Source organism: Paenibacillus sp. MAEPY2 (assembly GCF_000499205.1).
GTDB lineage: Bacteria > Bacillota > Bacilli > Paenibacillales > Paenibacillaceae > Paenibacillus > Paenibacillus vandeheii.
Map to the genome: position 1 here is coordinate 39,263 of NZ_AWUK01000006.1, position 26,116 is coordinate 65,378.

Here is a 26,116-nt window from a genome sequence, read left to right on the forward strand (position 1 = left end):
CAAATAAGCCGGAGTGCAGCCCAACATGCCCCTCCGGCTTATTTGTATTTGGGTACTTTTGAAAGAACACGTTTCGCTTTCCATAAGTATTTTGCTGATCGTTCATAAACGCAAACAAATTTCAATACACACACTTCATGCAGAGTGCGACAACTATCAAGTCACTCCTAAAGCAATGGAGAAGTTATTTCAATCCACGCAGTCCATACGGAGTGCGACTTGAACCAGTACCAACCATAGTTTTGACTATTCGTTATTTCAATCCACGCACTCATACGGACGTCAACATGTCAACATATTGTGCAATTATTTTATTGGAGGAATCTTCTTGAACGAATTAGTTATTCGCTGCCGTCTAGGTGACATTATGAAAGAGCGTGGATTGCAAAACAAAGACGTTGTAGAATTATCAGGTGTAAGTCGTAATACAATCACGTCATTGGCCGGTAACGCGACAAAACGTATTGACTATGATACTCTCGGTGCCCTCTGTTATGGGCTTGGGATTACACCAGGAGATCTCCTTGAATACATACCCAAAAACGAAAAGGGTCGTTAACTATACGGCTCTTTTTTGCATGGATTACCGTGAAATCAATAATACGATCAAATTACCGTAGGGTCTACGACCTAGAATTTGTCGCTTACTAACAACAGTTTTTAGAATTGATATTGTGAAGTAAAACTAAGCATATTTTAAAAAAAGGTGAAAATTGATTTCATACGAAGTAGTCATATTATCCTCAAGTATGGAATTGTCATAATTGGCCTACATATTGGGACACAAAAAAGCGATAGCACCCCTAAAATCTGCTACCGCTAATCACTATTCAAGCTTTATCGTCACCACGGGCAAGGTGAATGTGAGATTGCTACGTCAATGCGCATTTGTTTCTTCATTTAGAAAAGCTCTTGTTTCTTATTCAACGTATACCAAAATGGAATTGTATTTACATATGACTTGAAGCACAATTTAATAATACTCGTACCGCCTGGTCGTTTCTCCCATTTCTTCCGTAGTACATTGAAAGCTCATAACTGAATTTCAGATAATATGAAGCATCCACATCAGGAATTCCATTCCAGTTTATGGCCTGTATATTCTCTTCAAATAAACTCTCAAAATTATTTATTGGCAATCCACTTAATCGATTTGCCTCAAGTAATGTTAAGAGTCCAGAAATCAATTCGTCCTTACTTTGCAGTATAAATGATAGGTATTCATCTAAAGCCTCTGCTTTACCTTCCAATAAATCTAGCACCATCAAATTAACTTTAGAAATCTCTGTATAATATTTAATTTCATTTAGCGTTTCTGCATCTGTGCTTCTTAACCATTTGAGATTACCATAACTATTAATACATTCTCTGGCTTTTTCAAATTCCAATAATTTTTGATGAGCTATTCCCCGCATCAATAGAGCATAGCCTATATAGTAAACAATTACACGATCTGTGTGTATCTCTTCGGTGTACCTTTCTCCAACTAGCATATTCAAATTGTAAATTCTTATGGATTCATCATATAACGGTTCGCTTAGTTTAATTATTTCGCTCCAATGATTTAAATCATAAGCTATTCTGAGTAGTGTCACAGTCGAGTCTAATCCGTATCCATCATAATACCTCGACATACCCTCCCTCCTTATTTTACAATTAATAACATTATATTGATTTTTCTACCATAGTCAAACCTATTTGTCTAACAAAATAGTTTAAAATATGCTGCATTTAATACAATATTTCAGTTTCGGAATTTCCCCTAGATCTTATTATGTCTCTTAAACAAAAAAAATCTTACCCACTTATCCATGCTTAGCATAGGAAAGGTAAGACTCTATTATGGAACTCCACTATCTTTGCACTTCCATTCGAAAATACCCATGATAATCGTGAGATCTTCGTTATATCCTTAATGCAGCAGTAAGACCCAATGTGATACAAAGATAATTTAAAAAGAAACGTTATTCTCAATCTACGCACTCCATACGGGGTGCGACGATGAAGTTAGAATATTCATATATTATTACATATTTACGATCATTCGAAAGAGTTACACTATCAATTTTGCTGAAAAATCAGCATAAATCCTACTTACCTGTTGCCAAAAGGTCATACAAAGGACGCTTTCGACAAAAATTGAGGTGCGAATTTCCTAGGGAAATCATGTGAGTTTGGGGTTCGCACCTGCTCAGATGGAACTCATGGCAATCAACAATCTGAACGATCCATTGATAGATACGAAGGCACATCAATTCACACTATAAGATTAAACTCACAAAAATCACATTTTCAATCAATACAGATAATGCAAACTCTTTATATCAACCCATTTGAGATTAGCTAAAGTACGGGTTGAAATGCTCTATTATAAATTGTTTGAACAAGCTTGAAATTTCGTTCATTTTATTAGATTTTAATTCAATGATATTATGACTAATGATGATCGGATCACCTAGTTTTATAATTTTCAGTGTGTTTGAGGATAACTCATTTTCAACTGAGCATTTGGGAACTAATGCAATACCGGTTCCATTAAGCACCGTCTGCTTGATCATTTCCAGACTAGCATATTCAATATTTTTGTAATCAAATTTGCCTTGATCGAGTAAAACCTTGTTAGCCACCGATTGATAAATGCAATTATTTCCAAAGGTAATCACTTTAATTTCATGACTGAACAGCCTCTCATCGGTTACGCGGTTAGATCCAATAAAAACAAATTCTTCTTCAAAAATAGGCGTACACTTAATTTGATTAAGTTTAGGATCAACAGGAGCAATACCAAAATCGATTTTTTGATTGATTACATCGTCTATAATGCTTTGATGAAAACCCGTCGTTAATTTGATCTCAGTAGTATTATACCGTTCTAAAAAATCGACGATAGGTTTGGAAAAATGGGTCACACAGAACGATTCCAAAGCTTTAATTTTAACGATACCGCTAATCTCATTGATTTCATCATATAGCTCTTGTGTTAGTTGCCAAAATGTTCGAGCATATTTTGCAAATATTTCTCCTTTATCGGTTGGAACTACACCGTTAATCGTTCTGTGAAACAATTGTACATTCAATAACTCTTCAAGAATATGAATATGGTTGGTAACAGTAGATTGGGAGTAGCCTAATTGAATAGAAGCCTTGCTTATATTTCGTTGCTCATATGTTTTTAAAAAAGTATACATATATTTGCCATCTAATTGGTTTAGCATTATATACACTCCATCTATTTATTAGATAATGATCATCGACATTATTCATTATATAGATGCCCGGTCTTCATGTATACTCTGAAATGTAGATGAAAACATTTGTAGAGGAGTAGTCATGTTGTATAAAAATCTAAAATCTTATATGAACAAATTTTCAACCGATACTCGTTCCCCACTAACGATAAGCCTGTGGCATGCTGTTGTTGCTTTTACAGGTGGTTTTATTACGATATTTATGTTAATGAGTCTTTCTGAAGGATTGCAAATATCTTTATTGATGGCTCCTTTTGGAGCTAGCTGTGTTTTGGCTTTTGGACTTCCCGAGGCTCCTGTGTCGCAACCACGGAATATTATCGGTGGGCACTTCATTACAACTCTATGTGGACTGACTGTTTATCATTGGATAGGTCAAGGGATTTGGGCTATATCTTTAGCTGTTGGATTAGGGATTGCTTTGATGATCATAAGCAAAACCACACACCCTCCTGCAGGTGCGAATCCAATCGTTGTGATCACAGCCGCAAGCTCCTGGTCTTTTCTTTTCACTCCTGTGTTAATCGGTTCTATTATTATTGTGTGCGTTGCCTTGCTATACAACAACCTGATTAAACATAGGAAATATCCGACATTTTGGCGATAAATTAATGTTATGATCGCAGGAATTAGACGTAAAATGATGCCCCGTCGATCTGTAACAAGCAGAATATTGCCTGCTAATGTACCGGAACAGTACACAAGCATTGGAAAAACCTTCATTACGAAAAGCTTCATCAGGAATTGGAAAACGCTTCTGAAGTGCCTGCTAGAAAGATTTCAATTCACGCACTCCTTACGGAGTGCGACTTGTAAGTCACTTTTGCACCCAACGATTCAGAAACATTTCAATCCACGCACTCCATACGGAGTGCGACAGCGAAAAAACACGTATCTTAACGATCTGATCCATCTAAAACACGTTTTTTCACTATTATTCTATGACTTTCCATATCATAATTAAATCTATTCCTGTCTGTCTTTTGCCAAAAGGCAAAAAATACCCCTTTTCGACAAAATCTGAGGTGCGAATCCCCCAGGGTTTTCATGTGAGCATCACATTCGTCACCTGCCTAAGTCACATACTGATTCTCCTGAAAAACATTTTCACTCTCCCATGTACATTATGACAAAGATCACATCCACTCTGCCTGTTCGAGTGCTACAGTTATAAACGACCAATTGACCGGATAAGTAATTTAGTCAATTTCGAGTTTACCCTTTAACATTCCATACGACTAGGAGGTGGATTTGCTATGAGAACAATCGATCGAAGGCAGCAAGTCATTGACTCGGCTGAAAAATCATTCGCTCTGTTTGGCTACAAAGCAACAACCATGGAGCAGGTTGCCAGACTTGCGAATGTGGGCAAGGGAACGATCTATAATTTTTTTGAAAATAAAGAAGAACTGTTCGGGGAGATTCTCCACTCCATCATTGCTGATATGAAGCAGATTACAGAACAAACGGTTAAGGAAGAGAATTCATTTCTGGACAACGTACACCTTAGCATGGACTCTTTGCTGGAGTATAGAGAGGAACATGAGCTGTTGATCAAGCTGTTTCAAGAGGTGAACGAGTTCGGTACGCCACAGGCGAAAGAAGGTCTGCAAAAAGTAGAGACTGCGATTCTTGAATATTTAGAGCGCCAAGTAAGACGTGCCATGGAACTACAGCAGATTCGCGAGGACGATTCCAGACTGGTGTCTTTTGTCCTGCTGAAGCTGTATGTCACTTTAACATCCGATTGGAACAAAGCGCATCCTTCACTGCACAAGGATCAGATCAAGGATTTCGTGGGCCTCTTTCTCAAAAGTGGATTATCCCCTACATAAAGAAAGATGAGCGGCTGAATCCTTTTAGAAATTAGAGAAAGAGATAGATATAGCAACAGAGTAGCGTAATGATAGGGAGAGAACATGATGAAATCATTCACTGTATTTGGGCAGGATTTGAAATCCGCCTTCAAGAAACCAAAAGTATTTATTCCTATTCTCGTGGTGCTGTTCATTCCGGTGCTGTATAGCGGTCTGTTCCTCAATGCATTCTGGGACCCTTACGGCAAAATGAATGAACTGCCTGTCGCCGTGGTCAACACGGATCAGGGGGCAACCTACAATGACAAATCGCTGGAAGTTGGACAGAATCTGGTCGATGAATTGAAAAAAAGTGACGACTTCAACTGGCAATTTGTGACACGTGAAGAAGCCGAACAAGGCATGGAAGACAACACATATTATATGACAATTGTTATTCCGGAGGACTTTTCCGCGAAAGCAACCACGCTAATGGATGACCATCCCGAGCCGGCAGAGCTGATCTATGAACCCAATGAAGGATACAACTTCCTCGCGGGTCAGATTGGCGGGACGGCGGTCAAACAGATCAAATCCAAAGTCTCTGCCAAAGTGACGGAATCCTATACCGAAACGTTGCTGGATCAGGTGGAGAAAATCTCTAGTGGTTTGGCAGATGCCGGAGATGGCGCAGGTCAGATCAACGAGGGTGCGGTCAAGCTGGATGAAGGTGCCTCCAAGCTGAAAGAGAACCTGTCCAAACTGGCCGATGGAACCGACAAACTTGAAACAGGTATTGCCCCTTTAAAAGAAGGCACTAGCATCTTGGCTCAGGGAATTGATGAGCTTCATACGGGAGCCAGCTCCCTTTCCAACGGTTTGTCCCAATTGGCGGCAGCAGGTACGAAGCTTGGTGACGGAGCAGCACAGGCTGAAGCTGGCGGCAAAAAGTTACAGGCTGGGATTCAATCTGCTCAGGAAGGAGCCGCAAAATTGGACGCTGGACTGGCAGCAACCGAGGAAGGCAGTGCCAAGCTGACTGCAGGATTGCAGAATTCAGTCGGAGGCAGCGGCAAAGTAAGTGAAGGAGCCAAGGCCGTTGCGCAAGGTCTTGCTCAATTAGCTGAGGCCAATCCAGAGTTAGCTGCTAACCCGGGTGTACAGCAGTTGCTGGCAGCAAGCCAGGCTGTTGCCGCTGGTAGCGAACAGGTATATCAAGGGGGACAGCAATTGCTCGAAGGCAGCCAAAGCCTGCAAGCTGCACAACAGCAGCTGTATCAAGGCAGCAGCCAGTTAGTGCAGGGTGAGCAGCAGCTTTTAGAAGGAGCAACGCAGTTGTCCGCTGGACAGGGTCAGCTTGCGACTGGCCTCCAGCAGTTCAACGCCAAATTGTCTGAGGCTGCCGCTGGTGGAGCTAAACTTTCAGAGGGTTCGAGTCAATTAAACGCAGGTGCAGGGAAACTGGTTGATGGATTGAACCAACTTTCAGATGGAATCACCACCATCGCAGACGGTTCCCGCAAGCTGGATAATGGCGCAGGAGATTTAAAAGAAGGTACCGCCAAGTTGACCGACGGCTCTGGTGAGCTTGCCACCAAACTGAATGATGCCGCCGATCAAACGGGCAGTGTGAAAAAGACGGATGAACTCGTAACGATGTACGCAGAGCCCGTTCAGGTGGATGAACATAAACATAACGAAGTGCCCAACTATGGAACAGGATTCTCGCCATACTTCCTGTCATTAGGGCTGTTTGTTGGGGCATTGATTGCAACGTTAGTTGTGCCCACACGCAGCAGCTCGGTTGCCGATGCGAGTGGCTGGAATCGTTTTGTGAGCAGAACACTCGCGTTCACGATCATGAGTGCTGTGCAGTCCCTGCTCGCTTCATGGCTTGTCATGTCCGGTTTGGGACTGGAAGTTCAAAGCGTGCCTTTGTTCCTTTTGTTCAGCTTCATTACAAGCCTGACCTTCATGTACATCATTCAGGCTCTGGTTACTTGGTTAGAGAATCCCGGACGCTTCCTGGCGATCCTCATGTTAATCTTCCAACTGACCACCAGTGCAGGTACGTTCCCGTTGGAGCTCATTCCAAATTGGCTGAAAGGTTTCAACCCATGGCTGCCAATGACCTATTCGGTAACCGGGTATAAAGCTGTTATTTCGAGTGGACAGTTCAGTGTGGCATGGGACCAGATCGGAATACTGTGTATCTTTGCTGTGATTGGGCTGGCGGCTACCTTCACCTATTTCATGGTGCATCGTACGAGTGAGGTCGAAGAAGTAAGCGGTGAGGCAGCACTTCACGTATAAAATGGGAAAATAAAAAGCAAGGCATGTGTATAAGCAAGGCCCACGTCTGAACACAGCGGGTGTTTGCTTATACACGGCCTTGCTTTTTTAGTGAGGAGACAAATGCAGATCGCCCTTCCTCATTCCTCATATCCTAATATGAAGAAATCTCGCCGCTGGAGAATGCGAGAAATGCAACCAGCAGGAACAAAAAGATAATCGCATAAATTGCCGTGCCAATGATGCCACAGACGAGACCGGCAATGGCGAGTCCTCTTCCTTGTTCCATGCGAAGCTTGATTTCTTTAAGAGAAATAGATGCAAATATGATAGCAACAATTCCAATCAGAAACCCCAAGTATGGAATCATGATTGACAAAATCCCCATGACAAGCGCTGCGATAGACTTGCCATTGGTTTTGGGTACTACATAAGGTGGTGGCGGAAGCGGATCGCTATAATAACGATCTGCATCATGCTGACGTTGGTCCAAAGGTAAATCCTCCCTGTTTATTAAGTAGTCTCATTATACTTGATTAGCTGGGAAAATATGCTCCATTATTTGTAAATTTTCTGATTTTATTAAATATATTTACTTATTTGACCGGAAACACGGAGCACCTATGAACACAAAAATTATGATATTCTAATTTAAGGATAAGGAGGTTTATTATGTATAAGTTTGCACCTTTACTATTGTCGGTTACTTTTTTGATGACAGGCTGCAGTGGATCGGATAAGTCTGTCGAAGCTTTGAAGTCGATGGAACTTAATCAGGAAAATATGCAAACCATCAAGGAACTACGTGAAGAAAACGTTCATCTTCAGGAACAGATCGTTCAACTTCAAGAGAACGTACATAGCGAGGAGCTCAGAAACAATTTAAGAGAAACTCTAAACATGACGTTTAAGCTGATCGCTGCTATGGAGTCTGGAGATATTGCGTATATTGAGTCCGTATCTTCACCCAATGTAGATATATCCAAAAATAGCAATACCATGATTATTCATAATGCAGACCACTCCTATGAAGTCAATTTCCATAAAGGTATACAGTGGGATGAATTCGAATTTAGAGGTTATGACCAAAAGGATTCGGACCACTTCATGCTGTTCATAGCCAAATACATCACGACAAAAGGTTCGGAAGGAAATATCGCATATGAGTTCTCTTTCGTCCGTTCGCCCGAAGGCGTTTGGCTGTTTGACGGATACGTCTCTTAATTGATCTTGAGATAGCCATAGCTGTAGTTTTCATAAATTCACTGACTCGGCCTTCATTAAACTCACCAATAATAGAAATCAATATCGCTGTCTTCGTCTCCTGCACCTAGATGATCTTGAACCAAATCAACGTTTTTAAACGATCTACTTATTTTACAGGAAATAAAAGGCAATTTTAAACCCCCTGCAAAAAACAGGGGGTTTCTCCACAACCTGAAGCCATAAAAGTATAGCTATTTCTTATAAAGGAGTGCAGTGTTATTGAAACGAGCGAACTCTGATTTCAAACTTGTAAAAAATAAGTTGCTACAGCAAAAATAATAATATTAAAAGGCATGATGTAAACGGCCATTCTTTTTGCTTTTATTTTTCTTTCATAATTTGCTTTGTTAAATAGAAATTCAACAAAAAAAGTAGATGCACTGGTTACAGTTGCAAGGAAAAAATACAGTAAAACATTACTACTGTAAAATTGTGTGTATGCCAGCGAAAGTATTATTAGTAATAACAAGAAATTAGTTGAAATTATATAACGATCCAAGAATGTTTTCATCAATTATCCCCCTATGGGCATAATAAGGAGCCTCCAACCCATATAGCCCCTGTTATCGCCGTAATTGCGAACAGTGCTGGCGTGGTTGCAACACCCAAAATCAGCATTGCTGCATTCATTTGAACGCCGTGAAATAATCCAATTAGACTCAATGCAGTTGAACAGGCGCCATAGGGTTGAATAATTGGACCGTCTTTTTGGTTTTCTTCAATGAGGCCGTTAACCTGGTCAATATCTTTTCTTATCTGTTCATAACTGGTATTAGGCGCTTGATTGAGTATAGTTTCCTTTAACTGAGCTTCATCAACGAAATAAAATAACCCTGTTTTTTCATCGACTTTTAAATGCTCAATAAGCAGATTAGCAACTAATACTTCTTCTTTTGTCATACCATTCGCATCTACAGAGTTTTGAGCTTGAGCGTAGGTACTACCAACTAAACTAAAAAACATTGCTGACACCAACATAATGATAGAAAATTTGTTTTTCAACATCCTCATAATTCAAACAACTCCTTTATTTGGTATGAAATAATCATACACATACTTATAAATAATGTCAAATATATCCATATGTAATAAATTTTATATATTTATTATTGTGTTTATAATAACAAAGACCTGAACGGGCATATTTGTGTAGACAGAGGGGACATGCAACGTCTGCTTGTATCTTCAGAAATATCATCGACTACTGCTCTGAAGTAATTTCAATCCACGCATTCCATACGGAGTGCGACCTACAACCAACTGACAGACTACGGTGTCAACCAATGATTTCAATCCACGCATTCCATACGGAGTGCGACCGCGCTTGATGTACTCAGTGAGATTTGCACTGGAATTTCAATCCACGCATTCCATACGGAGTGCGACAGCGAAAAAAACACGTAACAACAGCATATGTATATATACTAATTACGTGTTTTCGGTCATATTGTCATTTACTATATTTAGTTTAATATACGAAACCCATTATATTCAAGTAATCTATTGCCAAAAGGTCACAAATAGGACCCTTTCGACAAATTTTGAGGTGCGAATCTCCCGGGGATTTCATGTGAGCTTGGCATTCGCACCTGCATACTTTCCCAACCACTTTCTACCCTTCCACTTCCACCCGCTGCAAAAACGTACGCGTACGCGAAAGTTTCGGATTGCCAAAGATCTGTTCCGGAGGTCCCGCCTCGGCAATTTCACCGTTATCCATGAAGAAGACGCGATCCGCGACATCGCGGGCAAAGCTCATCTCATGAGTGACGATCATCATCGTCATATTCTCTTGCGCCAGCTGCTTGATGACGCGCAGTACTTCCCCCGTCAGCTCGGGATCAAGTGCCGAGGTCGGCTCGTCGAACAGCAGAATGTCGGGCTGCATCATCAGTGCGCGCGCAATCGCTACGCGCTGTTTCTGTCCACCGGACAGATTGGCGGGATAAGCATCCGCCTTGTCGGACAGCCCTACTTTACCGAGCAATTCAAGACTTCGCTGCCGGATGATCGCCGAGCTTTCTTTTTTCAACGTCTTCGGTGCCAGTTCCAGATTCGCCTGTACCGTCAGATGTGGAAACAGGTTGAAATGCTGAAAGACCATGCCCATGCGATCGGTAATCTTCCGTATATCCGCGCCGCCCGCATATGTTCCGTTCTCAGCCAGCGTCTGGCCTTGAATGCGAATGGTGCCACCCGAAATATCCTCGAGATGAATCAGGCTGCGCAGCATCGTACTTTTACCAGAACCAGAAGGTCCGATCACGGCAATGACTTCACCCGGCTCCACGTGGAACGATACCTGCTTCAATACATCAAGTGTACCGAATGATTTTCTTAATTGATTCACTTCTATAATATGTGTCATATGCAGACAGTCCTTTAATTGATCAGATTGGATAACTTCGTAAACTTCTGTTTCGTGCGCGTTTTACTCAAATGTATAGCGTTTCTCCAGTGCCTTGAAGAACAAGGTGAGTACCATGGTCAGCAACAAATAAATAATACCGGCAATCAGGAACGGTGTCAGACGGAAATCACGGTTTACCGCGGCCTGTGCGTAATGCAGCAGCTCAGGTACAGCCACAGCATACAGCAGCGCCGTATCTTTGATTAACGTAATCGATTCATTCGCCGTCGCAGGCAGCACAACCCGGATCATCTGTGGGATGATGACTTTCGTCATCGTCTGCCATTTGCTTAGACCGAGTACCTGTGCAGCTTCATGTTGTCCTTTATCAATCGAGAGCAATCCACCTCTGAAAATCTCGGCAAAGTACGCACCATAATTTAAAATAAAAGCCAACGCTGCCGCCGTAAAGCGGTCAAATACAAGATACTCCCCTACGCCTGGAAGCAGCGGCAGACCGAAGCAGAAGAACAACAGCTGAAGCATCAGAGGCGTTCCCCGCATCACATATACATACGTATGAGCGATCCACGCCAGTGGCTTGAATCGGCTTTTCATCAATAAGGTTACTCCAAATCCAAGTGGTACAGACACTACAATCGCCAGCAAAAATAAAAAGATCGTGGTCTGTGCCCCTTCAAGCATGGGCTTCATAACGCCCAATAAATACTCCCAGCTCATCGCAATCGGCTCCTCTAATCTGTTAACCCCGAATTCCGCAGGAGACTTGCTCCTTTTTGGAATCCGGGGTCATGTTGTTTACTACATATGTCAGGCAAATGGCCTGATCCTATTTCAAAACTTCATCTTCACCAAACCATTTGGTGGAAATCTCGGCTGCTGTTCCATCGGCATTCAGCTCATCCAATGCCTTTTGCAGCTGGTTCAGCAGTTCTTCATTGCCTTTTTTCACACCAATACCGTATTGTTCCGGAGCAAGGGATTCATCCAGCAATTTGAATGTGCCCTCTTCCTTCGACATGTAATATCTCGCGACCACTTCGTCAATGATGACTGCATCCAGACGTTTGGTTTTGAGATCGGTCAGCGCAAGTACATTGTCCGGGAACTCGGACGCATTCACTTTATCCTTCAGCGGACTTGCCGCGAGTGCATCTGCAGCAGAGGACAGCGCCTGCAATCCTACATTTTTGCCATCCAGTTCATCCAGCTTCGTAATCGGTGAGTCCGCCAATGTAACTGCAACCTGGCTGTTCTCCAGATAAGGCTTCGTGAACAGCACTTTATCTTTCCGCTCATCCGTAATCGTGTACCCGTTCCAGATCAGGTCGATGCGGCCGCTGTTCAGCTCCGATTCTTTGGAAGACCAGTCAATCGGCTGGAACGTAATTTCTTTCCCCATTTTCTCCGCTGCCGCTCTGGCATAGTCGATATCAAAACCAACAATTTCATTCTTGTCATCCCGGAAGCCCATTGGAGCAAATTTATCATCTATCCCCACGATAATGGCATTATCATCCTTGCTTCCCGAGCTGGAACAACCCGCCACAACAATCATGCATATGCTGATCAATAATAGAAATATCGCTTGTTTTCTCATCTCTCTAACCCCTCCATGTCTATAACCAAACCCAAACGCTTTAGTTCGTTACCACGTTATCAGAGTCTTATAATAACATAGCATGGGAGAAGAGTCGAGCATGTTGCCAAGTTCATTCGTATCTATTCCGGTCAATTGTCAACAATTTGTGAAAAAGCTTCTTTCACTTGCGCCGGTTCCACTAGCTTCTTACGTACCGATGCATCCCACTTATCCGGTTCCTGAAGCGTCTTCAGTTCCGTTCCGGCCCATTGCTGGGCGGCTTCACGGCTCAAAGTATATTGAACATCCTCAAATGAATAAAGTACATGCTCCAAATTATCAATCCATACAAAATTGGCAGCAGCATTATATACAAGGATTTGTTCCAACTCTTCGGGCTTCATATCACTGGCGTTCATCCTGTATTTAATCTGAGCCGTAAATGTCTCTGGATACAACTGATACCCATTCAACTGGTCGCTTAGAGGCAAGGCCTGATTTAAATGGCTGAGATTGGAGAAGTCTCCCATATAAGCACTGCGATATTTCGCTAATGCCGCAAAACCATGGGTTAACGGATCTTGCTGCTCCGCTTCATACTGTGCCTGCTTGGCCTCTATTCTCGGATTAACGACACCCTCAACCACAATGACACCACAAATACCGAGAATAACCAGTGCAATAATCCATTTATTCTTTCCCGTCATATGACATCACCGACCTCATACTTGCCCACAACCCGATACGCCCTCTGCACGATTAAAGGAATAATAATACTTAATAAAGGTATGGCAAAAGCAATCGTAATTACCGTAAATTGATAGGGTCCTTCTACCTGAATCGGACGACTATACCAGATGTTGCTTCCAAATCGCAGCGCAGCCTGTGTTCCCCACAGCACAACGATGAGCCCTGCCCATAACCACCACACTCTGCGCGTCCACTGCAATAACACAGGTGTTCGAATTACGGTGATGTCCACTGGATCAGCCGAAGTATTTTTATTTTTCAACATATAAAACACATACATTCCACCCACGATCACACTCATTAGCATGAGCAAGTTGTTAATGGTTGCACCTTGGATCATGACTCTCATTGGAATAGTAATGATCCAGGCGATAAGACAATAGATCAAGGCAGACTGCAACACCGCAGTCCAATAAGGAACACGCTGTACCCTGCGATGGTCACTCATGATCTGATCTATACCAGCTGCATGCAGAATAGCGGTCTGAAAAGCCTGCTCTTCGTCCATTCCCTGCTCCAAATAATCTTCAATTCGTGCAGCAAGATTGCTGTGAATCTCTTCTTTTAACTCCCGATTGGCTAACGTATCCTGCGCGCGATTGAAAAGACGATTCACATGGCGGGTAATGCGAGCTTCTAATGTCATATCCCTTCATCTCCCTTTTCCCCGGAAATAATCATGCAATCAATCAATGTTTTGGCTGCATGCCAAGCTTGAACTTGCTGTGTATAAGCTTCCTGGCCCTGCATTGTAATCCGGTAATATTTGCGTCGTCCTCCCTGGGTCTCTTCCCCCCAGTAGGATTCCACATATCCACTCTTCTCCAGCCTTTTCAGACTGGAATATAGCGTCGGTTCCTTTAATTCAAACCGTTCTCCACTCTTGCGATAAATTTCCTTAATAATGCTATAGCCGTAGTTATCCTTCAGTATAAGTACACTCAGAATAATGGGGTCAATGTTGCCTCGAATTAGATCACTGTTAATCGCTTGCTCATCCATCTGCCAGATTCACCGACTTTCTTCAATCCTGGGTATACTATAATACATATTACTATGTCTGTAAATGTAATATGTATCGTGTAGTAAATACTCATTTATATAAGCAACATTCTTCTCTTACTTCTCGTCTGGAAGATATTAGGGAGGTGGATACAATAAAAATCTACAATACTATGGGAACGTTGATCTCACTGTTGTTCCTTACAATTTTGCTGACATTATCTGGCTGTAATCCTACTTCAATTAATGGTACAAACGGAACTGCCTCGCCCCCAACAACTAATCCAAAGGAAGGCGAAATGGGATCACAACAGGAGAAAGCTCATGAACCGGAGCCCAACTTACCTCAGGAACTGCCTACACCAATTATTAAGAGCAAAAGCGGCATCTCCATTCCTTCTGTACAGGGCAGTTATTGTTGGAGTGGAACGTGCGCTGATTACGCTAGCCTAAATTTTGAAGACAAAAGTCCGATCTCAGTTCTTGCCGGTGAGGAAGTATCCATAGATATGGGCATAGATATCCCCCCGGATGAGATAAGTATTTCTGAATATGTGGACAACCGCAGTCAACCCATTACTTCAACGGGTGGGACCTTCCAACTTCCCAAGGAACCAGGGACATATTATTACGGAGCATTTGTCCGCTGGTCTTCCCCTCAAGATTCACTGATCAGCCTGGGAGATACTTCTTTTGCATTTGTGGTTCGTGTTGTGGAGAAAAAATAAAACCAAATAGGGCCCCTCCACTACCGGAGAGGGCCCTGTTTACTGTTTATATTTCGTTATTTCTTTCGATCATATTTCCATTTATATTCCGTTGTTGTATATCCTATCTTTATCTACTGCTGCACTTTCTCGCGATCTTTCCCTTTATCCGATTCACCCGCATTTTTGTTGGCGGCATCGCGATCCTGCTGCATCTCTTCAACGGTTTTCACTTTGAGACGTGCAGCACCTTCATATTCCTTCGTTGGAATCAGGTTGCCCGCAGCGAGTCTTGCTTCTGCAGCGGCAATGGCATCACCATATTGCGGCAACCACTCGGCTTGAGCGACCAGCATTTCGTCGACCATTTGCCAGATTTCTTTTGGATTACATACCGCACCCACGAGTGGGTCCATCATGAACGCCTGACGCAATAGTTTGTAGTCACCATGTACAGCAGCTTCAACCGCAAGCCGTTGTACGGAAATGCTTACGTTACACACGGCAGCCGGACCGAGCGGTAGATCGCCTACATGTGGCATCGAAATGCCGTTGCGGTCCACATATCCCGGTGCTTCGATGATGGCATCATCCGGCAGGTTGGAGATCACACCATTATTAACGGTATTGAAATGTCCACGGTATACGCGCCCCGTCTCCAACCCTTCTATAATGTAGGAACCATGTTCTCCGCCGCGTTTTTCTGCAACAAATTGCATCGGCTCATCCTTCATCCAGTTCGGGAAGTCGGTCTCAAACCAATTTCTGCCCTCTGTACATACGCGTAAATACCCGCCTGTCTCGCCATTAATCCAGCTGTCCAGGTCGATCCAGTCCATGATCTCTTCCGGACGTTTGCGGTACCAAGGCACATATTCACTAAGGTGACCATTCGATTCCGTACTGTAATAACCAAATCGGCGCAGCATATCGATCCGCACTTTCTCGGTTCGGCTGTACTCTGGATGTTTTTCGAAGGCTTCGAGCAAATCGCCCGTAAGGTCTTTACCTTCATGGGACGCCTTGATGTACCAGGTCTGATGATTAATTCCGGCACATACGATATCCACTTCATTCATTTTCAGTCCAAACGCTTCCGCAATCTGGTGATGCCCATGCTGTACGCCGTGACATAGTCCAATCGTACGCACACCGCCGTACTTGTTGCAGGCCCATGTCAGCATAGCCATCGGGTTGGAATAATTGAGGAGCAGCACATCTGGTGCGCTTTGCTCGCGAATATCTTTGCAGATGTCGAGCATTTCGGCAATTCCGCGCTGTCCATACATAATTCCACCTGCACACAATGTATCCCCTACACATTGATCCACCCCATATTTGAGCGGAATATCCACATCGGTTGCAAAAGCCTCCAACCCACCCACACGGATTGTACATAGCACATACTTCGCGTCCTTGAGCGCTTCTCTCCGGTCCGTTGTTGGCTGAATCTGAATATTCAGTCCATTCTCGCGGATATCCCGCTGACACAGCTCGGTAACCATGTCCAGATTGTGTTGATTGATATCGCAGAAAGCAACCTCAATATTGTTAAACTCCGGTACCGCGAGCAAATCCCGCAGCAACCCCCGTGTAAATCCGATACTGCCTGCCCCGATAAATGCCACTTTAAACGACATGCACAGTTCCTCCCGTAATCCGAGTATATTCGTCCCGGTTAATGATCTCACTTCTTGAAATCATTGTAGCAACGGGTTGTAAGGAAGCGTTATCAAAATCATGACCACTTCACCACGAGGTTGTCAAAAATCCTCACTTTTGTATCCGCCGCGCCTTACTATCCAGATAAACTGCACGATTTATTCTTCAGCGGGATAATGACTAACATGTCGCTCCATCAAGGAACGGAATTCAACCGGAGTTCGGCCTGTATATTTCTTGAATAACATATGAAAATATTGTCTGCTCCCCACCCCCACGTAATCGGAAATTTCGGAAATTGGAATATCTGTCTGTTGCAGCAGCATCTTCGCCTTTTCCATTCGAAGCATTGTGAGATAATCGGTAGGCGTGCGCTTCGTGTGCTGGCGAAAAATACGGTGCAAATACCCCGGATGCAGATTCACCGCTGCCGCTATATCCTTCATTTGAATATTGCGATCCATATTGTGATGCATGAATTCAATCGTACGTTTCACATACAGCTCCGTTTGATCCAGCGCACTTCGATTGATCTCCCCTCGAAGTCGTGCGACCCTAACCAGCAGTTGGATAAAAAGTGTACGTACCAGCGTCCCCTGCTCAGGGGATTTCAGATCCCGGGCTTCGCGATGATGTGAGCGTTCCTCCGGCGGAATAATCCACATGGGCGCAGAAGATCGTCCCTGCTCCATCAGACCGCGCTGATCCAGCTCCAGCACCAGGCTTTTCATAATGTGATACACCTCTTCCGGGTCAGGCAGTACCAGATAAGGCGAATCTTGTGTTAGAAAAGCATGGACTTCTTCTTCTTCCAGCGCGAGCTGGCGAATGGAAGGCTGCCCTGGCTCCGATCTGGCAACTCCAAATTCCACATTCAGCATGCGGCACGGGACGCCATCTTTCACCAGCAGACGATGCGGAACCCCCGCATCCAGCAGAATGAATTGCCCTTTTTTCAGTACAGCCTGTTCCGAGCTGCCATCCGGCATCTGTACATCGACCCGGCACATTCCCGAAATAATGTACATGATCTCCGTGGAATCATGATCGTGATAGGACATCTGGTAGTTGTCCCATTGCTTGTAATAGTACGCATAGAAACGCGGTCCATAGTCCTCCAAGCGCAGTTTCTCCTGAAACAGACTGCCTGTCCAATGTTTTGCTTCCAATGCCCTGCACCTCCGTTGTTGCAACGATCCTCACTTTTCTCCATTGTAGCAAGTCCTGGCCATGTATAGCATCATGTAAATGAAAAACATTGTGATTATAAATTAGATAATTATATAATTAGCTATAAATCTAATCATTTTTTATCCAATCTATAAAGCAGGAGGTCTTGAGGGATGAAAACTACATTTTTTCTGGTGAGACATGGGGTCAAAGAAAAGCAAATTGGAGATGTACCCCTCACATCCGAAGGAGTAGTACAAGCTAAGTCAACAGCACTTTATTTGTCTAATGTACCTGTCACCAAGATCATTGCAAGCCCACTTCGAAGAGCAATCGACACAACGACGCATATTGCTCTCCAAACAAACGTGACAGTGACTGAGGACCAGCGTCTGCGGGAACGCGCCAACTGGGGTGACCTGCCTGAACAAACCTTTGAAGAATTTATCGCGATGTGGGACAGATGCACAAATGATCCAGACTATGTCCCACCCGTAGGCGACTCATCCAAGCAGGCAGGCGAACGTTTGGCCTCTTCCCTAATGGAATTGGTGAATGTAGAGTCACCAGATAGCTATATCGTTATCGTTACTCACGGCGGGTTAATTACGGATTTTCTCGTAAACACATTTTCAGAGCATGAACTTAATGGCTGGCATCCTGATTTTATAGCCATGCAAAGTCAACTGATTCCCGAATGCTCCATTACCACATTGATCCATGAGAACGGGAATTACACCATTCATGATTTTGCATCCGTAGAACATTTGAAATGATGATGCCGTCAGTCGCGTCGTTCTAGCCATATCAAAAAAACTCCGGGTAACCTCCCGTACGCCTAAACGCACCGAGGTTACTCCAGAGTTCCGCTATATCACCATACGGGTATTACGTTCTTCAAGCCCAGCCTTCAGAGGATCATATCATCTGTGTTTTGGGCCACTTATCACTTATCACTTATCACCTATCATGTCTTACTTCTCACTTTCCACCCTTCCCCGACTTGGGCGTGTGGAACTTGGGCAGTGTAACCTTCGACCAGTCGATATCCGATGCCATGTAGAAGGATGGGTAAGACGGTTGATTGTATCCACTGTTCTGTCCAGCAATGCCGACACGATACATCGCGTCATGCATCAGCGTGTACAGTTTGCGATCTGTCTTCTCGGTGCTCAGATAGATGCGGATCGCCGAGCTGTCTTCGGTTCTGACCAGCATCTCTTCCCGCCAATCCCCAAAGATATCCGCTACGAGAGATGGCGTACCCTTGGTATAATTGTTGGTCAATGTTCCGGTTGCGGTCAGCAGCGTGCCCCGATTCCAATCCTTTATCGTAGGTGTGACATCGATGGCACCGTCCACGATCTGAGTTGTCATATCAGCAGCCCAGCGAATGTTCATATTGGTGCCAGGGGCTTTATCACTTATTTTCTCACCGCTGGCTGTCCACAATCCTACAGCCCATGTCTCCAACCCACGGCGGGTTGGGTCCACATCACCGATCATGCCACGTCCAGTGTCTTTACCAGTGTATCCGCCATAGATCACTTCACCAGTCTTCGCATCCCGCAGGGAATATCCGTATGGCGCCCAAGGACCACCCTCATGCACCATAAAGATCTCCAGTCCCGGACGGTCTGGATCAATATCCGCTACATGAAGCGCATCCCCATGGCCCAGACGCGCAATCGTTCCCGGAGCAGCGCTCTCCGCAGGCATCAGGTCCTTGGAGCTGTACAGCACACTGCCATCATGATCAATCGTGGCCGAGCCGTATACAATCTCCTGTTTGCCGTCTCCATCCACATCAGCTACACTGAAATAGTGCGCGCCTTGCGTTGTAATTGAGCCATACACCGGATCTGTACCGTCCACCCCATGCGGACCGTCATTGAACGGGTTCTTCATCGGTGTCCAACCACTGTCTACCTTCCATTCACGTTTGAGCTTTTTGCCATCCCAGTTGTAGGCGACCATGGTGGAACGTGTGTAGTACCCGCGTGCAAAGATTGCTGATGGTTTCTTCCCATCCAGATATGCCACCCCTGCCAGGAAACGGTCTACCCGGTTTGCTGGTTCAATACGCGCCATTGCGTAATCGCCCCACATCAATCCATCATCCTGCCGTCCCGGCTCGTAAGGAATGGTCTCCAGCTCTTTGCCTGACTCTCCTTCGAACACCGTTACATACTCAGGCCCATCCACGATAAAGCCTTCGAATTTGCGCAGCTCATTCTTGTCACTGCGGCTTGGTGCATATACATCGATGAAGTATTCGGCCAAGCTCTCAGCATCCTTCTGAGACAAAGGATAACTATACTTTTTCTCCATCCCAAAAGCTTCCTCCAGCGTAGCAGGCCAGTTGCCCTTCACGACCTCTTCATGTGTATGCCAGTTCTTGAACATATCCACGACATGATCATAATAGCCATCTGCACTTAAACGGTAATCATCTTCATTAGAGTAACCAGCCTTGCGATCCTGCTTCGGAAGGGTGATGTACTTCTCGGACGTCACTTTTCCTTTTTTGTTATATTTGATAATCTTTGTTCCCGGTGCAGTCTTGAACATCATCTCAGCCTTGCCATCCCCGTCAAAATCATAAACGAGCATCTGTGTATAATGAGCACCCGAACGGATGTTAACCCCGAGATCGATCCGGTACAACAATTGTCCGTCCAGCGTGTAACAATCCACGTACGTTTTACCGGTGTAGCCTTTTTGCGAAACATCCTTGGCGTTGGAAGGGTCCCATTTTACAAAAAACTCATACTGTCCGTCCCCGTCCACATCGCCCACACTCATGTCATTCGCAGAATACGAGTAGGCTTCTCCCACTGGCGTCACACCATCGGCCGGTTTTTGCAAAGGAATATCAACGTAGCCGTTCGCCCAAGGTTTGACGGATGCACTGCGTTTGCTCTCCTTTCCCTTCTGGCTTACCGCTGCCACTTCATAACGGGACGACGATTTGCCTGCGGCATCAACATAGTTGGTACTGTCGGTGACCGTAGCAATCTTCTTGCCATCACGATATACGTTAAAATCTGTACCTGTCAGACCTTTATCGCTATACCCTGTGGCCTCGTCACCAAGCAATCTCCAACTGAGAAAAACACCCTCCGAAGTAGACGCCGCAACCAGACCGCGATCAAGATACTCAAGCTGAATGTCTTTCAAAGAACTACCTCCCTTATGTGACTGCAGGCTGGCTTCAGCCGCGCTGTTCTCACTGGAAGCTGCTGCTCCGCTCGCACCCGCTGTTCCCGCAACGAGCAAAGCAACGCTTAGTGCCGAAGATAGCATTTTGGCTGCAAGTGGCAAACGTACCTTTTTACGATTGGAGTGCATACCTGAAACCGATCCTTTATGTATCGGCGCTGTTGTTTTGGATTTCATCGACCTTCACTCTCCTTGAGACAGAATGGGTGATGCTTGTGGCTGTGCTTGGATCGTTGCGGCATCCTTCAGTCGATACAAACGTTCATATCCTTCAAATTTAACTGAATGCGCTTACAAAAATAATAGAGAATAATCTGCTTGAACAGACTTCTCGGACTTCTTCGATTCCGTCCCCCTTCCATTGCCTCTCCATCAGAACAGCTCAATCCCGTCCATCGGGTATTATTATAGACATCCTACCTGCAGCGACAAAGGCAAATATCCGTCCAAAACGATCAATATTCAGTGTTGTTCAGAAGACATTTAGGAAATCAAACCGCCGAAGGAAGATTCAGGCTCACCGCCAATTCTTATCTAACGAATCTCACACACCCTATTAGGGCGTAAAACTCCAACAACGAATCCTAAAGAACCTCAGTAACCTTATTCGGACCAAAACGGGTCTAAGCGGGGCTAAATCCACCCAAATTTACTGAATAGCGTGTCTAGGATTCGTTAGAATTTCCAACTGCACCAAATCACCTATATAGCGTCTACTCTGTTCGTTAGAAAAGAAAGAGGGCTGTCGCCAGATCATTTCCATGATCAGAGGACAGCCCTGCTTCATTCGTCCGCTTACACATCCCTAATTTCGGATCTTCAAGCGGCTCTTAAACGCTCCCATCAGCGAACTTCATTTTTCACAACCGAACCAACTGTATAACATTCCTATTAAGGCTCAATTCCCCAGACCAGAGTGCCGCCTTTATAGAGAGTTACCTTGTTCCAGTCCTGATAGGATGTTTTGGTTGGATCGTAGGAATAATCATTGGATTCATCAAAGTTGCTCCAGTCCATTTTGTACATACGAAGCTGGATATCCCCGGATTGTGCACCTGCCTGGATCGAACCTGCTCCAGCAGTGAAGCTGAGTTCCACATAGGAATCGGTGAACGTGCGCTGGATGTTACTACCGCCCACCTGTGCCCAGTCGATCGCAGAGTCCATTGCTGCGGTGCCTTCTTTGGAGAAGTAATAACGGATTTTCAGATCACTCAGGTTTACAGCCGTGTTGCCTACGTTTTTGATGTTAAAGAATGGCTTGATCTGATTATCTGCTGCGTTCGTATCTCCTGCACGATACTGCAGAAACAGATCACTGGTCGGAACGACTACACTTTGGGGTGTTGCGGAAGCTGCGGCAGAATTGGAACTTTCCCCAGCAGCGTTCACGGCACTAACCACATAATGATAGGTCGTTCCATTGGTCAGACCTGTATTGGTGTAGGATGTGCCGCTCACGTTAGCAGCAACCGTCGTGAATGGACCCGATGCACTCAACGCCCGTTTCACGTTATAACTTGTCGCTCCTGCAGAAGCCGCCCAGGACAAGCTAATTTGCGCATTGCCAGCCGTAGCCGTCAGCGCTGTTGGCGCAGCAGGAGCAATCACACCTGCAACGGGTACAGCACTTTTTACAGCCGAATTGGCACTCTCACCTGCGGCATTTACTGCACTAACCACATAATAGTAGGTTGTACCATTGATCAGACTTGTGTTGGCATACGATGTTCCGGTCACGCCCGCAGCAACCGTCGTGAATGGACCTGATGCACTCAACGCCCGCTTCACGTTATAACTGGTCGCACCTGTGGAGGCGGTCCAGCTCAGGGAAACCTGTGCGTTGCCTGCTGTCGCAGACAGTGTTGCCGGAGCTACTGGAGCTGTCGTTCCACCCCCTCCACCATTGCTGGCAGGAAGAACAGGGAATGAGTTTTGCACCAGCATGACGAATTGATCATGGAACCAGTGACCCGACACTGGTGCGTTAGGCAGCGCACCCGTCAATACACCATCACGTGTCGTGAATGTTGGATCACACATCCGGTCGAAGCCTTTTCCTTCGTTATTCGGAATTTCCGAGCTGGAGCCATCAGATTCCCCTGGAGGTTTGACCCATACATAGGCATCCAGATGTGCTGGTCCTGGTGCTGCTTTAGGTGCTTCACCTATGCCTGCTCCGCTGTTGTTACACCAGTTCCCCCGGTGATCCCGCTTATCCACACGCCCGGAGTTCACGTACGTGTTAATATCACTGCCTGTGGCAGACGTTGGACGGTTAACCCCGCCCCATCCATTGCGGCTGGTATCAATCAGGAAGCCTGTGCTGGCCGGCCAGCCTGCTTGTTCAAATCCGCTATACAGTACAGCAGTGAAATCGGTTTCGTCAAAGTACGGATTCCACTCATAAAACTTGGAGGACTTGATCGGCTGTCCGCCGATGTTCAGATCCGGGTTGGTCAGATTCGGTTCGTTCAGCGGTGTGCTATTCGCTGTATTCGTGATGAACCCGTCTGCGCTACTAAGACCTGCCGTTGTTCTTTGGACAACGTTAGTATAGAGCGAGATTGCACCTGTACGGTTGTTATCCCAACCAAGCCAGCCGGAGTGACCAATATCCAGGTAATTGTACACATTCGGAACGGCATGCAGCTTTTCCAAAGCATATTTCACGCCAGCTTCATAGATGCCTGTTGAACTTGCCTGCGCACAGGCTGGTGTACTGAGGTTGGTTACCAGATTGGGCAGACTGTCCGGCTCAATGATGGCAATGATGCGAATATCCTGATACTTAGGCTCTGCAAAAATATCGGCGATTACATTGATATAATCATTTTTATACGTCTGCAGCGCCGCCTGTGTTAGTGGAAGTTCACCATTGGACGCAAGCGCATGACAATCCCGGCCCGGCAGGTTGTAGATTACGAATGAAGCGGTAATCGGAGTGCCTGCTTTCTTTTGTGCCAAAGCGGCATCCAGATGCTGCTCCACACTTTTGCGTCCAGCATTGTCTGTTCCACCATGAATGGCGGCAATACGGTCGATCCAAACTGCCGTTGGATAGGATTTGACCGTTTCCATCTTGGCTTTTAACGACGCATCACTGGTGAGAGCAATGGACGTATCCACGAGAGCGTAATAATCCTGGTTTAAATACGCCGTAGCTCCGACAAACGGATTATCCACATGTGCTTCAGCCGCCTGACCCACTCCTGGAGCCATGCCTGGGAAAATGCCCGCTGCGAGCAACGTTGCTGCCAGCACTTGTTTCATACTTTTGCGAAGGACCTTTCCGCCTCTCGATAAGGTTTTCGATTTTGTCATTAGGGTTCCACCTTTCCTGTGGTTGGATTGGGTGTTTACTCATGTCTGATCCTCTGTGTCGGCAAGATGCTATGCACGGTAGAGAACATATGGATGAGCTGTTGGAACTTCACCTCCATGAATGCAGTCAAATTGGGACAAGCGTAGGTCAACAACAATAGAGCCTGAACTGTAACTAGAAACAGAGATTGTGTCTTACACTGAGGTTAAGTGACAAATCAAGGGGGATAACATCTGTAGGTGTGTGCGGGTGATCTTCGGTGAACGACTTCCAAAGCTTTACTCAAACTCCAATTTAGTAAGCGCTTACTTTTAGAGGTTTTAAAAAAAGGCTTACCCTCGATACAAACCTCACATCGCGTGTCCACCTCCTTATGAATCTGATTATACTCTATGTAAATATTACTGTAAATTGAATTTATTAAATATTATTATAATTAATTCCATAAATCAGGCAGGAATTTTGAGATGTGCCTGCCCAAGCCATAAGAAAGGCTCATCACGGACTTATCCCCCGTAATGAGCTAATTCACATCGTATATTTTCATGCTCTCTTTTTATGGAAGCACTACAATATCCCCCGGTTTCAAACCGTTCAGTACTTCAGTCTTGTCATCCGTCTCGATGCCTGTTTGAATCGTCTGCTGTGCATACTGCCCGTTGCCTTGATCCAGCATTACATATGCCGTATCCTGATCACGCATGACCGCCAGCGTGGGAACCACCGTCGCTTGCTCCTTGCGTAGCGTTTCAATCTTGCCCTCCAGACTTAATCCACCGATCAACTTGGCGTTTGGCTTCAGATCAATGACAATATCGAATTGGGAAGGCTGCTTGAGATCTGTTTCCGTTCCCTTTTTGGCAAACTTGGAGATTTTTCTGACCTTTCCGGTTAACGCTACCTCCTTATTGCCCGTCATATGTACGCTTACAGGCATACCAGTTTGAATTTTGAAAATGTCCTGCTCGCTAATGGTCGCCACAAATTGCAATTTGCCCGTATCTACAATGGTACCCACATACTGACCTTCGCTCACCATACGTGTCTTGGCCTCCGTATCATTCATCAGAAACACGCCGGATACCGGCGCATACACGGTGGATAAACCGATGACCGCCTTCTTTGCCTGAACTTCCTGCTCTTTCACAGCAATGGATTCCTTGTTCATTTCGTTGGTCAGTCGTTTGGTCTCCCGCTCGGCGAAGGCTTTCTTCCGCTCTTCTTCGGTGACCCCTAATGGCTCGGAACCGTTTCCCTGATTAAGACCAATCTCATTCAATTGAGCTTCCAGCCTCGATTTCTCAATATCTGTCTCCAACTGCTGCACTTCTGTCTGTAATGCTTTCGAATCAAGCGAGAACATAACGGCTCCCTTGCGAATGGGCTCCCCATTCTCCACATTCCACTGCTTTATTTTCCAGGCAAAAGGAGCGTAAACATCTGTCTGCTTGGCATAAACCGATTTGCCTTTGACCTGAATTTCCTGCGTGACCGTCTCCTGAGTGACTTCAAATGTGATGGGCTGCGGTGCCTCAATGGGCGCTTCGGGTACCGGTTTATATTGTTGGTATAGGAAATATCCAACACCCGCGAGCAGTCCGATCATGATGATTCTTTTTATCCATTTGCTTATTGTTGAATTCTTCATTGCCGTATGTCCCTTCGTTGAATCTGTCTGCTGATTCTGTCTGTTCAATCCTTAAACTTTGCATTCTCTGTATCT

Annotated in this window: 23 protein-coding genes; 7 read left to right on the forward strand and 16 right to left on the reverse strand. The window is 45.0% G+C overall.

The window, feature by feature from the left end:
- The first annotated feature begins 328 nt into the window (after positions 1 to 328).
- Positions 329 to 559: a helix-turn-helix domain-containing protein gene (locus tag P364_RS0103905; RefSeq protein ID WP_024628848.1), complete on the forward strand. Its 231-nt coding sequence runs from the start codon at positions 329 to 331 to the stop codon at positions 557 to 559.
- 391 nt (positions 560 to 950) lie between these two features.
- Here the strand turns inward: P364_RS0103905 and P364_RS0103910 are convergent, their stop codons facing one another.
- Positions 951 to 1,634 carry a hypothetical protein gene (locus P364_RS0103910; RefSeq protein WP_024628849.1) on the reverse strand — a complete coding sequence of 228 codons (684 nt, stop codon included), beginning with the start codon at positions 1,632 to 1,634 and terminating at the stop codon, positions 951 to 953.
- A 705-nt stretch (positions 1,635 to 2,339) separates the two neighbouring features.
- A complete protein-coding gene (locus P364_RS0103915) occupies positions 2,340 to 3,215 on the reverse strand; it encodes a LysR family transcriptional regulator (protein WP_024628850.1) in 876 nt (291 codons plus the stop codon).
- Between the two features lie 115 nt (positions 3,216 to 3,330).
- Between P364_RS0103915 and P364_RS0103920 the strand changes: the two genes are divergently transcribed.
- The 3 genes from P364_RS0103920 (at position 3,331) to P364_RS0103930 (ending at position 7,357) form a co-directional block, all read left to right on the forward strand.
- Complete coding sequence (locus P364_RS0103920) at positions 3,331 to 3,855, forward strand: HPP family protein (protein WP_024634558.1); 525 nt, start codon at positions 3,331 to 3,333, stop codon at positions 3,853 to 3,855.
- 649 nt (positions 3,856 to 4,504) lie between these two features.
- Positions 4,505 to 5,083, forward strand: a complete 579-nt coding sequence (locus P364_RS0103925; RefSeq protein ID WP_024628852.1) for a TetR/AcrR family transcriptional regulator — start codon at positions 4,505 to 4,507, stop codon at positions 5,081 to 5,083.
- Between the two features lie 87 nt (positions 5,084 to 5,170).
- The gene (locus P364_RS0103930) at positions 5,171 to 7,357 is read left to right on the forward strand and encodes a YhgE/Pip domain-containing protein (protein WP_024628853.1); all 2,187 of its coding nucleotides are present in this window, start codon (positions 5,171 to 5,173) and stop codon (positions 7,355 to 7,357) included.
- Positions 7,358 to 7,490: 133 nt separating this feature from the next.
- On the opposite strand, the gene P364_RS0103935 is transcribed toward P364_RS0103930, so the two are convergent.
- Entirely contained in the window at positions 7,491 to 7,829 is a 339-nt protein-coding gene (locus P364_RS0103935) for a DUF4190 domain-containing protein (RefSeq protein WP_024628854.1), read from the reverse strand.
- 179 nt (positions 7,830 to 8,008) lie between these two features.
- Here P364_RS0103935 and P364_RS0103940 point away from each other — a divergent pair, with 179 nt between their 5' ends.
- A complete protein-coding gene (locus tag P364_RS0103940; RefSeq protein ID WP_024628855.1) occupies positions 8,009 to 8,560 on the forward strand; it encodes a hypothetical protein in 552 nt (183 codons plus the stop codon).
- Positions 8,561 to 8,843: 283 nt separating this feature from the next.
- Here the strand turns inward: P364_RS0103940 and P364_RS0103945 are convergent, their stop codons facing one another.
- From P364_RS0103945 to P364_RS0103980, 8 genes are all read right to left on the reverse strand, one after another.
- The gene (locus P364_RS0103945) at positions 8,844 to 9,113 is read right to left on the reverse strand and encodes a hypothetical protein (protein ID WP_024628856.1); all 270 of its coding nucleotides are present in this window, start codon (positions 9,111 to 9,113) and stop codon (positions 8,844 to 8,846) included.
- An 11-nt stretch (positions 9,114 to 9,124) separates the two neighbouring features.
- Complete coding sequence (locus P364_RS0103950; RefSeq protein ID WP_024628857.1) at positions 9,125 to 9,613, reverse strand: hypothetical protein; 489 nt, start codon at positions 9,611 to 9,613, stop codon at positions 9,125 to 9,127.
- 601 nt (positions 9,614 to 10,214) lie between these two features.
- Positions 10,215 to 10,970 carry an amino acid ABC transporter ATP-binding protein gene (locus tag P364_RS0103955; protein ID WP_024628858.1) on the reverse strand — a complete coding sequence of 252 codons (756 nt, stop codon included), beginning with the start codon at positions 10,968 to 10,970 and terminating at the stop codon, positions 10,215 to 10,217.
- 63 nt (positions 10,971 to 11,033) lie between these two features.
- Positions 11,034 to 11,693, reverse strand: coding sequence for an amino acid ABC transporter permease (locus P364_RS0103960; RefSeq protein ID WP_024628859.1), 660 nt, complete (start codon positions 11,691 to 11,693; stop codon positions 11,034 to 11,036).
- Between the two features lie 109 nt (positions 11,694 to 11,802).
- Complete coding sequence (locus P364_RS0103965; protein ID WP_024628860.1) at positions 11,803 to 12,573, reverse strand: amino acid ABC transporter substrate-binding protein; 771 nt, start codon at positions 12,571 to 12,573, stop codon at positions 11,803 to 11,805.
- A 131-nt stretch (positions 12,574 to 12,704) separates the two neighbouring features.
- Positions 12,705 to 13,262: a DUF4825 domain-containing protein gene (locus P364_RS0103970; protein WP_024628861.1), complete on the reverse strand. Its 558-nt coding sequence runs from the start codon at positions 13,260 to 13,262 to the stop codon at positions 12,705 to 12,707.
- Positions 13,259 to 13,951: a permease prefix domain 1-containing protein gene (locus P364_RS0103975; protein WP_024628862.1), complete on the reverse strand. Its 693-nt coding sequence runs from the start codon at positions 13,949 to 13,951 to the stop codon at positions 13,259 to 13,261. Before P364_RS0103975 ends, P364_RS0103970 begins: the two co-directional genes overlap by 4 nt.
- Positions 13,948 to 14,307 carry a PadR family transcriptional regulator gene (locus tag P364_RS0103980; RefSeq protein ID WP_024628863.1) on the reverse strand — a complete coding sequence of 120 codons (360 nt, stop codon included), beginning with the start codon at positions 14,305 to 14,307 and terminating at the stop codon, positions 13,948 to 13,950. Before P364_RS0103980 ends, P364_RS0103975 begins: the two co-directional genes overlap by 4 nt.
- 299 nt (positions 14,308 to 14,606) lie before the next feature.
- On the opposite strand from P364_RS0103980, the gene P364_RS0103985 reads away from it, so the two are divergent.
- Complete coding sequence (locus P364_RS0103985; protein ID WP_161634245.1) at positions 14,607 to 15,035, forward strand: hypothetical protein; 429 nt, start codon at positions 14,607 to 14,609, stop codon at positions 15,033 to 15,035.
- A 113-nt stretch (positions 15,036 to 15,148) separates the two neighbouring features.
- Here the strand turns inward: P364_RS0103985 and P364_RS0103990 are convergent, their stop codons facing one another.
- Both P364_RS0103990 and P364_RS0103995 read right to left on the reverse strand, forming a co-directional pair.
- Entirely contained in the window at positions 15,149 to 16,654 is a 1,506-nt protein-coding gene (locus P364_RS0103990; protein WP_024628865.1) for an alpha-glucosidase/alpha-galactosidase, read from the reverse strand.
- 180 nt (positions 16,655 to 16,834) lie between these two features.
- Complete coding sequence (locus tag P364_RS0103995; protein WP_024628866.1) at positions 16,835 to 17,845, reverse strand: AraC family transcriptional regulator; 1,011 nt, start codon at positions 17,843 to 17,845, stop codon at positions 16,835 to 16,837.
- Between the two features lie 174 nt (positions 17,846 to 18,019).
- Between P364_RS0103995 and P364_RS0104000 the strand changes: the two genes are divergently transcribed.
- Positions 18,020 to 18,622 carry a histidine phosphatase family protein gene (locus P364_RS0104000; RefSeq protein ID WP_024628867.1) on the forward strand — a complete coding sequence of 201 codons (603 nt, stop codon included), beginning with the start codon at positions 18,020 to 18,022 and terminating at the stop codon, positions 18,620 to 18,622.
- A 205-nt stretch (positions 18,623 to 18,827) separates the two neighbouring features.
- Here P364_RS0104000 and P364_RS0104005 read toward each other — a convergent pair whose 3' ends face one another.
- The 3 genes from P364_RS0104005 to P364_RS0104015 all read right to left on the reverse strand — a co-directional run bounded on the left by P364_RS0104005 (position 18,828) and on the right by P364_RS0104015 (position 26,041).
- Positions 18,828 to 21,245: a rhamnogalacturonan lyase gene (locus P364_RS0104005; protein ID WP_442952293.1), complete on the reverse strand. Its 2,418-nt coding sequence runs from the start codon at positions 21,243 to 21,245 to the stop codon at positions 18,828 to 18,830.
- A 714-nt stretch (positions 21,246 to 21,959) separates the two neighbouring features.
- Positions 21,960 to 24,392: a glycoside hydrolase family 6 protein gene (locus P364_RS0104010; RefSeq protein WP_024628869.1), complete on the reverse strand. Its 2,433-nt coding sequence runs from the start codon at positions 24,390 to 24,392 to the stop codon at positions 21,960 to 21,962.
- A gap of 557 nt (positions 24,393 to 24,949) precedes the next feature.
- On the reverse strand, positions 24,950 to 26,041 hold the full coding sequence (locus P364_RS0104015) for an efflux RND transporter periplasmic adaptor subunit (protein WP_029880707.1): 1,092 nt from the start codon (positions 26,039 to 26,041) through the stop codon (positions 24,950 to 24,952).
- Positions 26,042 to 26,116 lie beyond the last annotated feature (75 nt).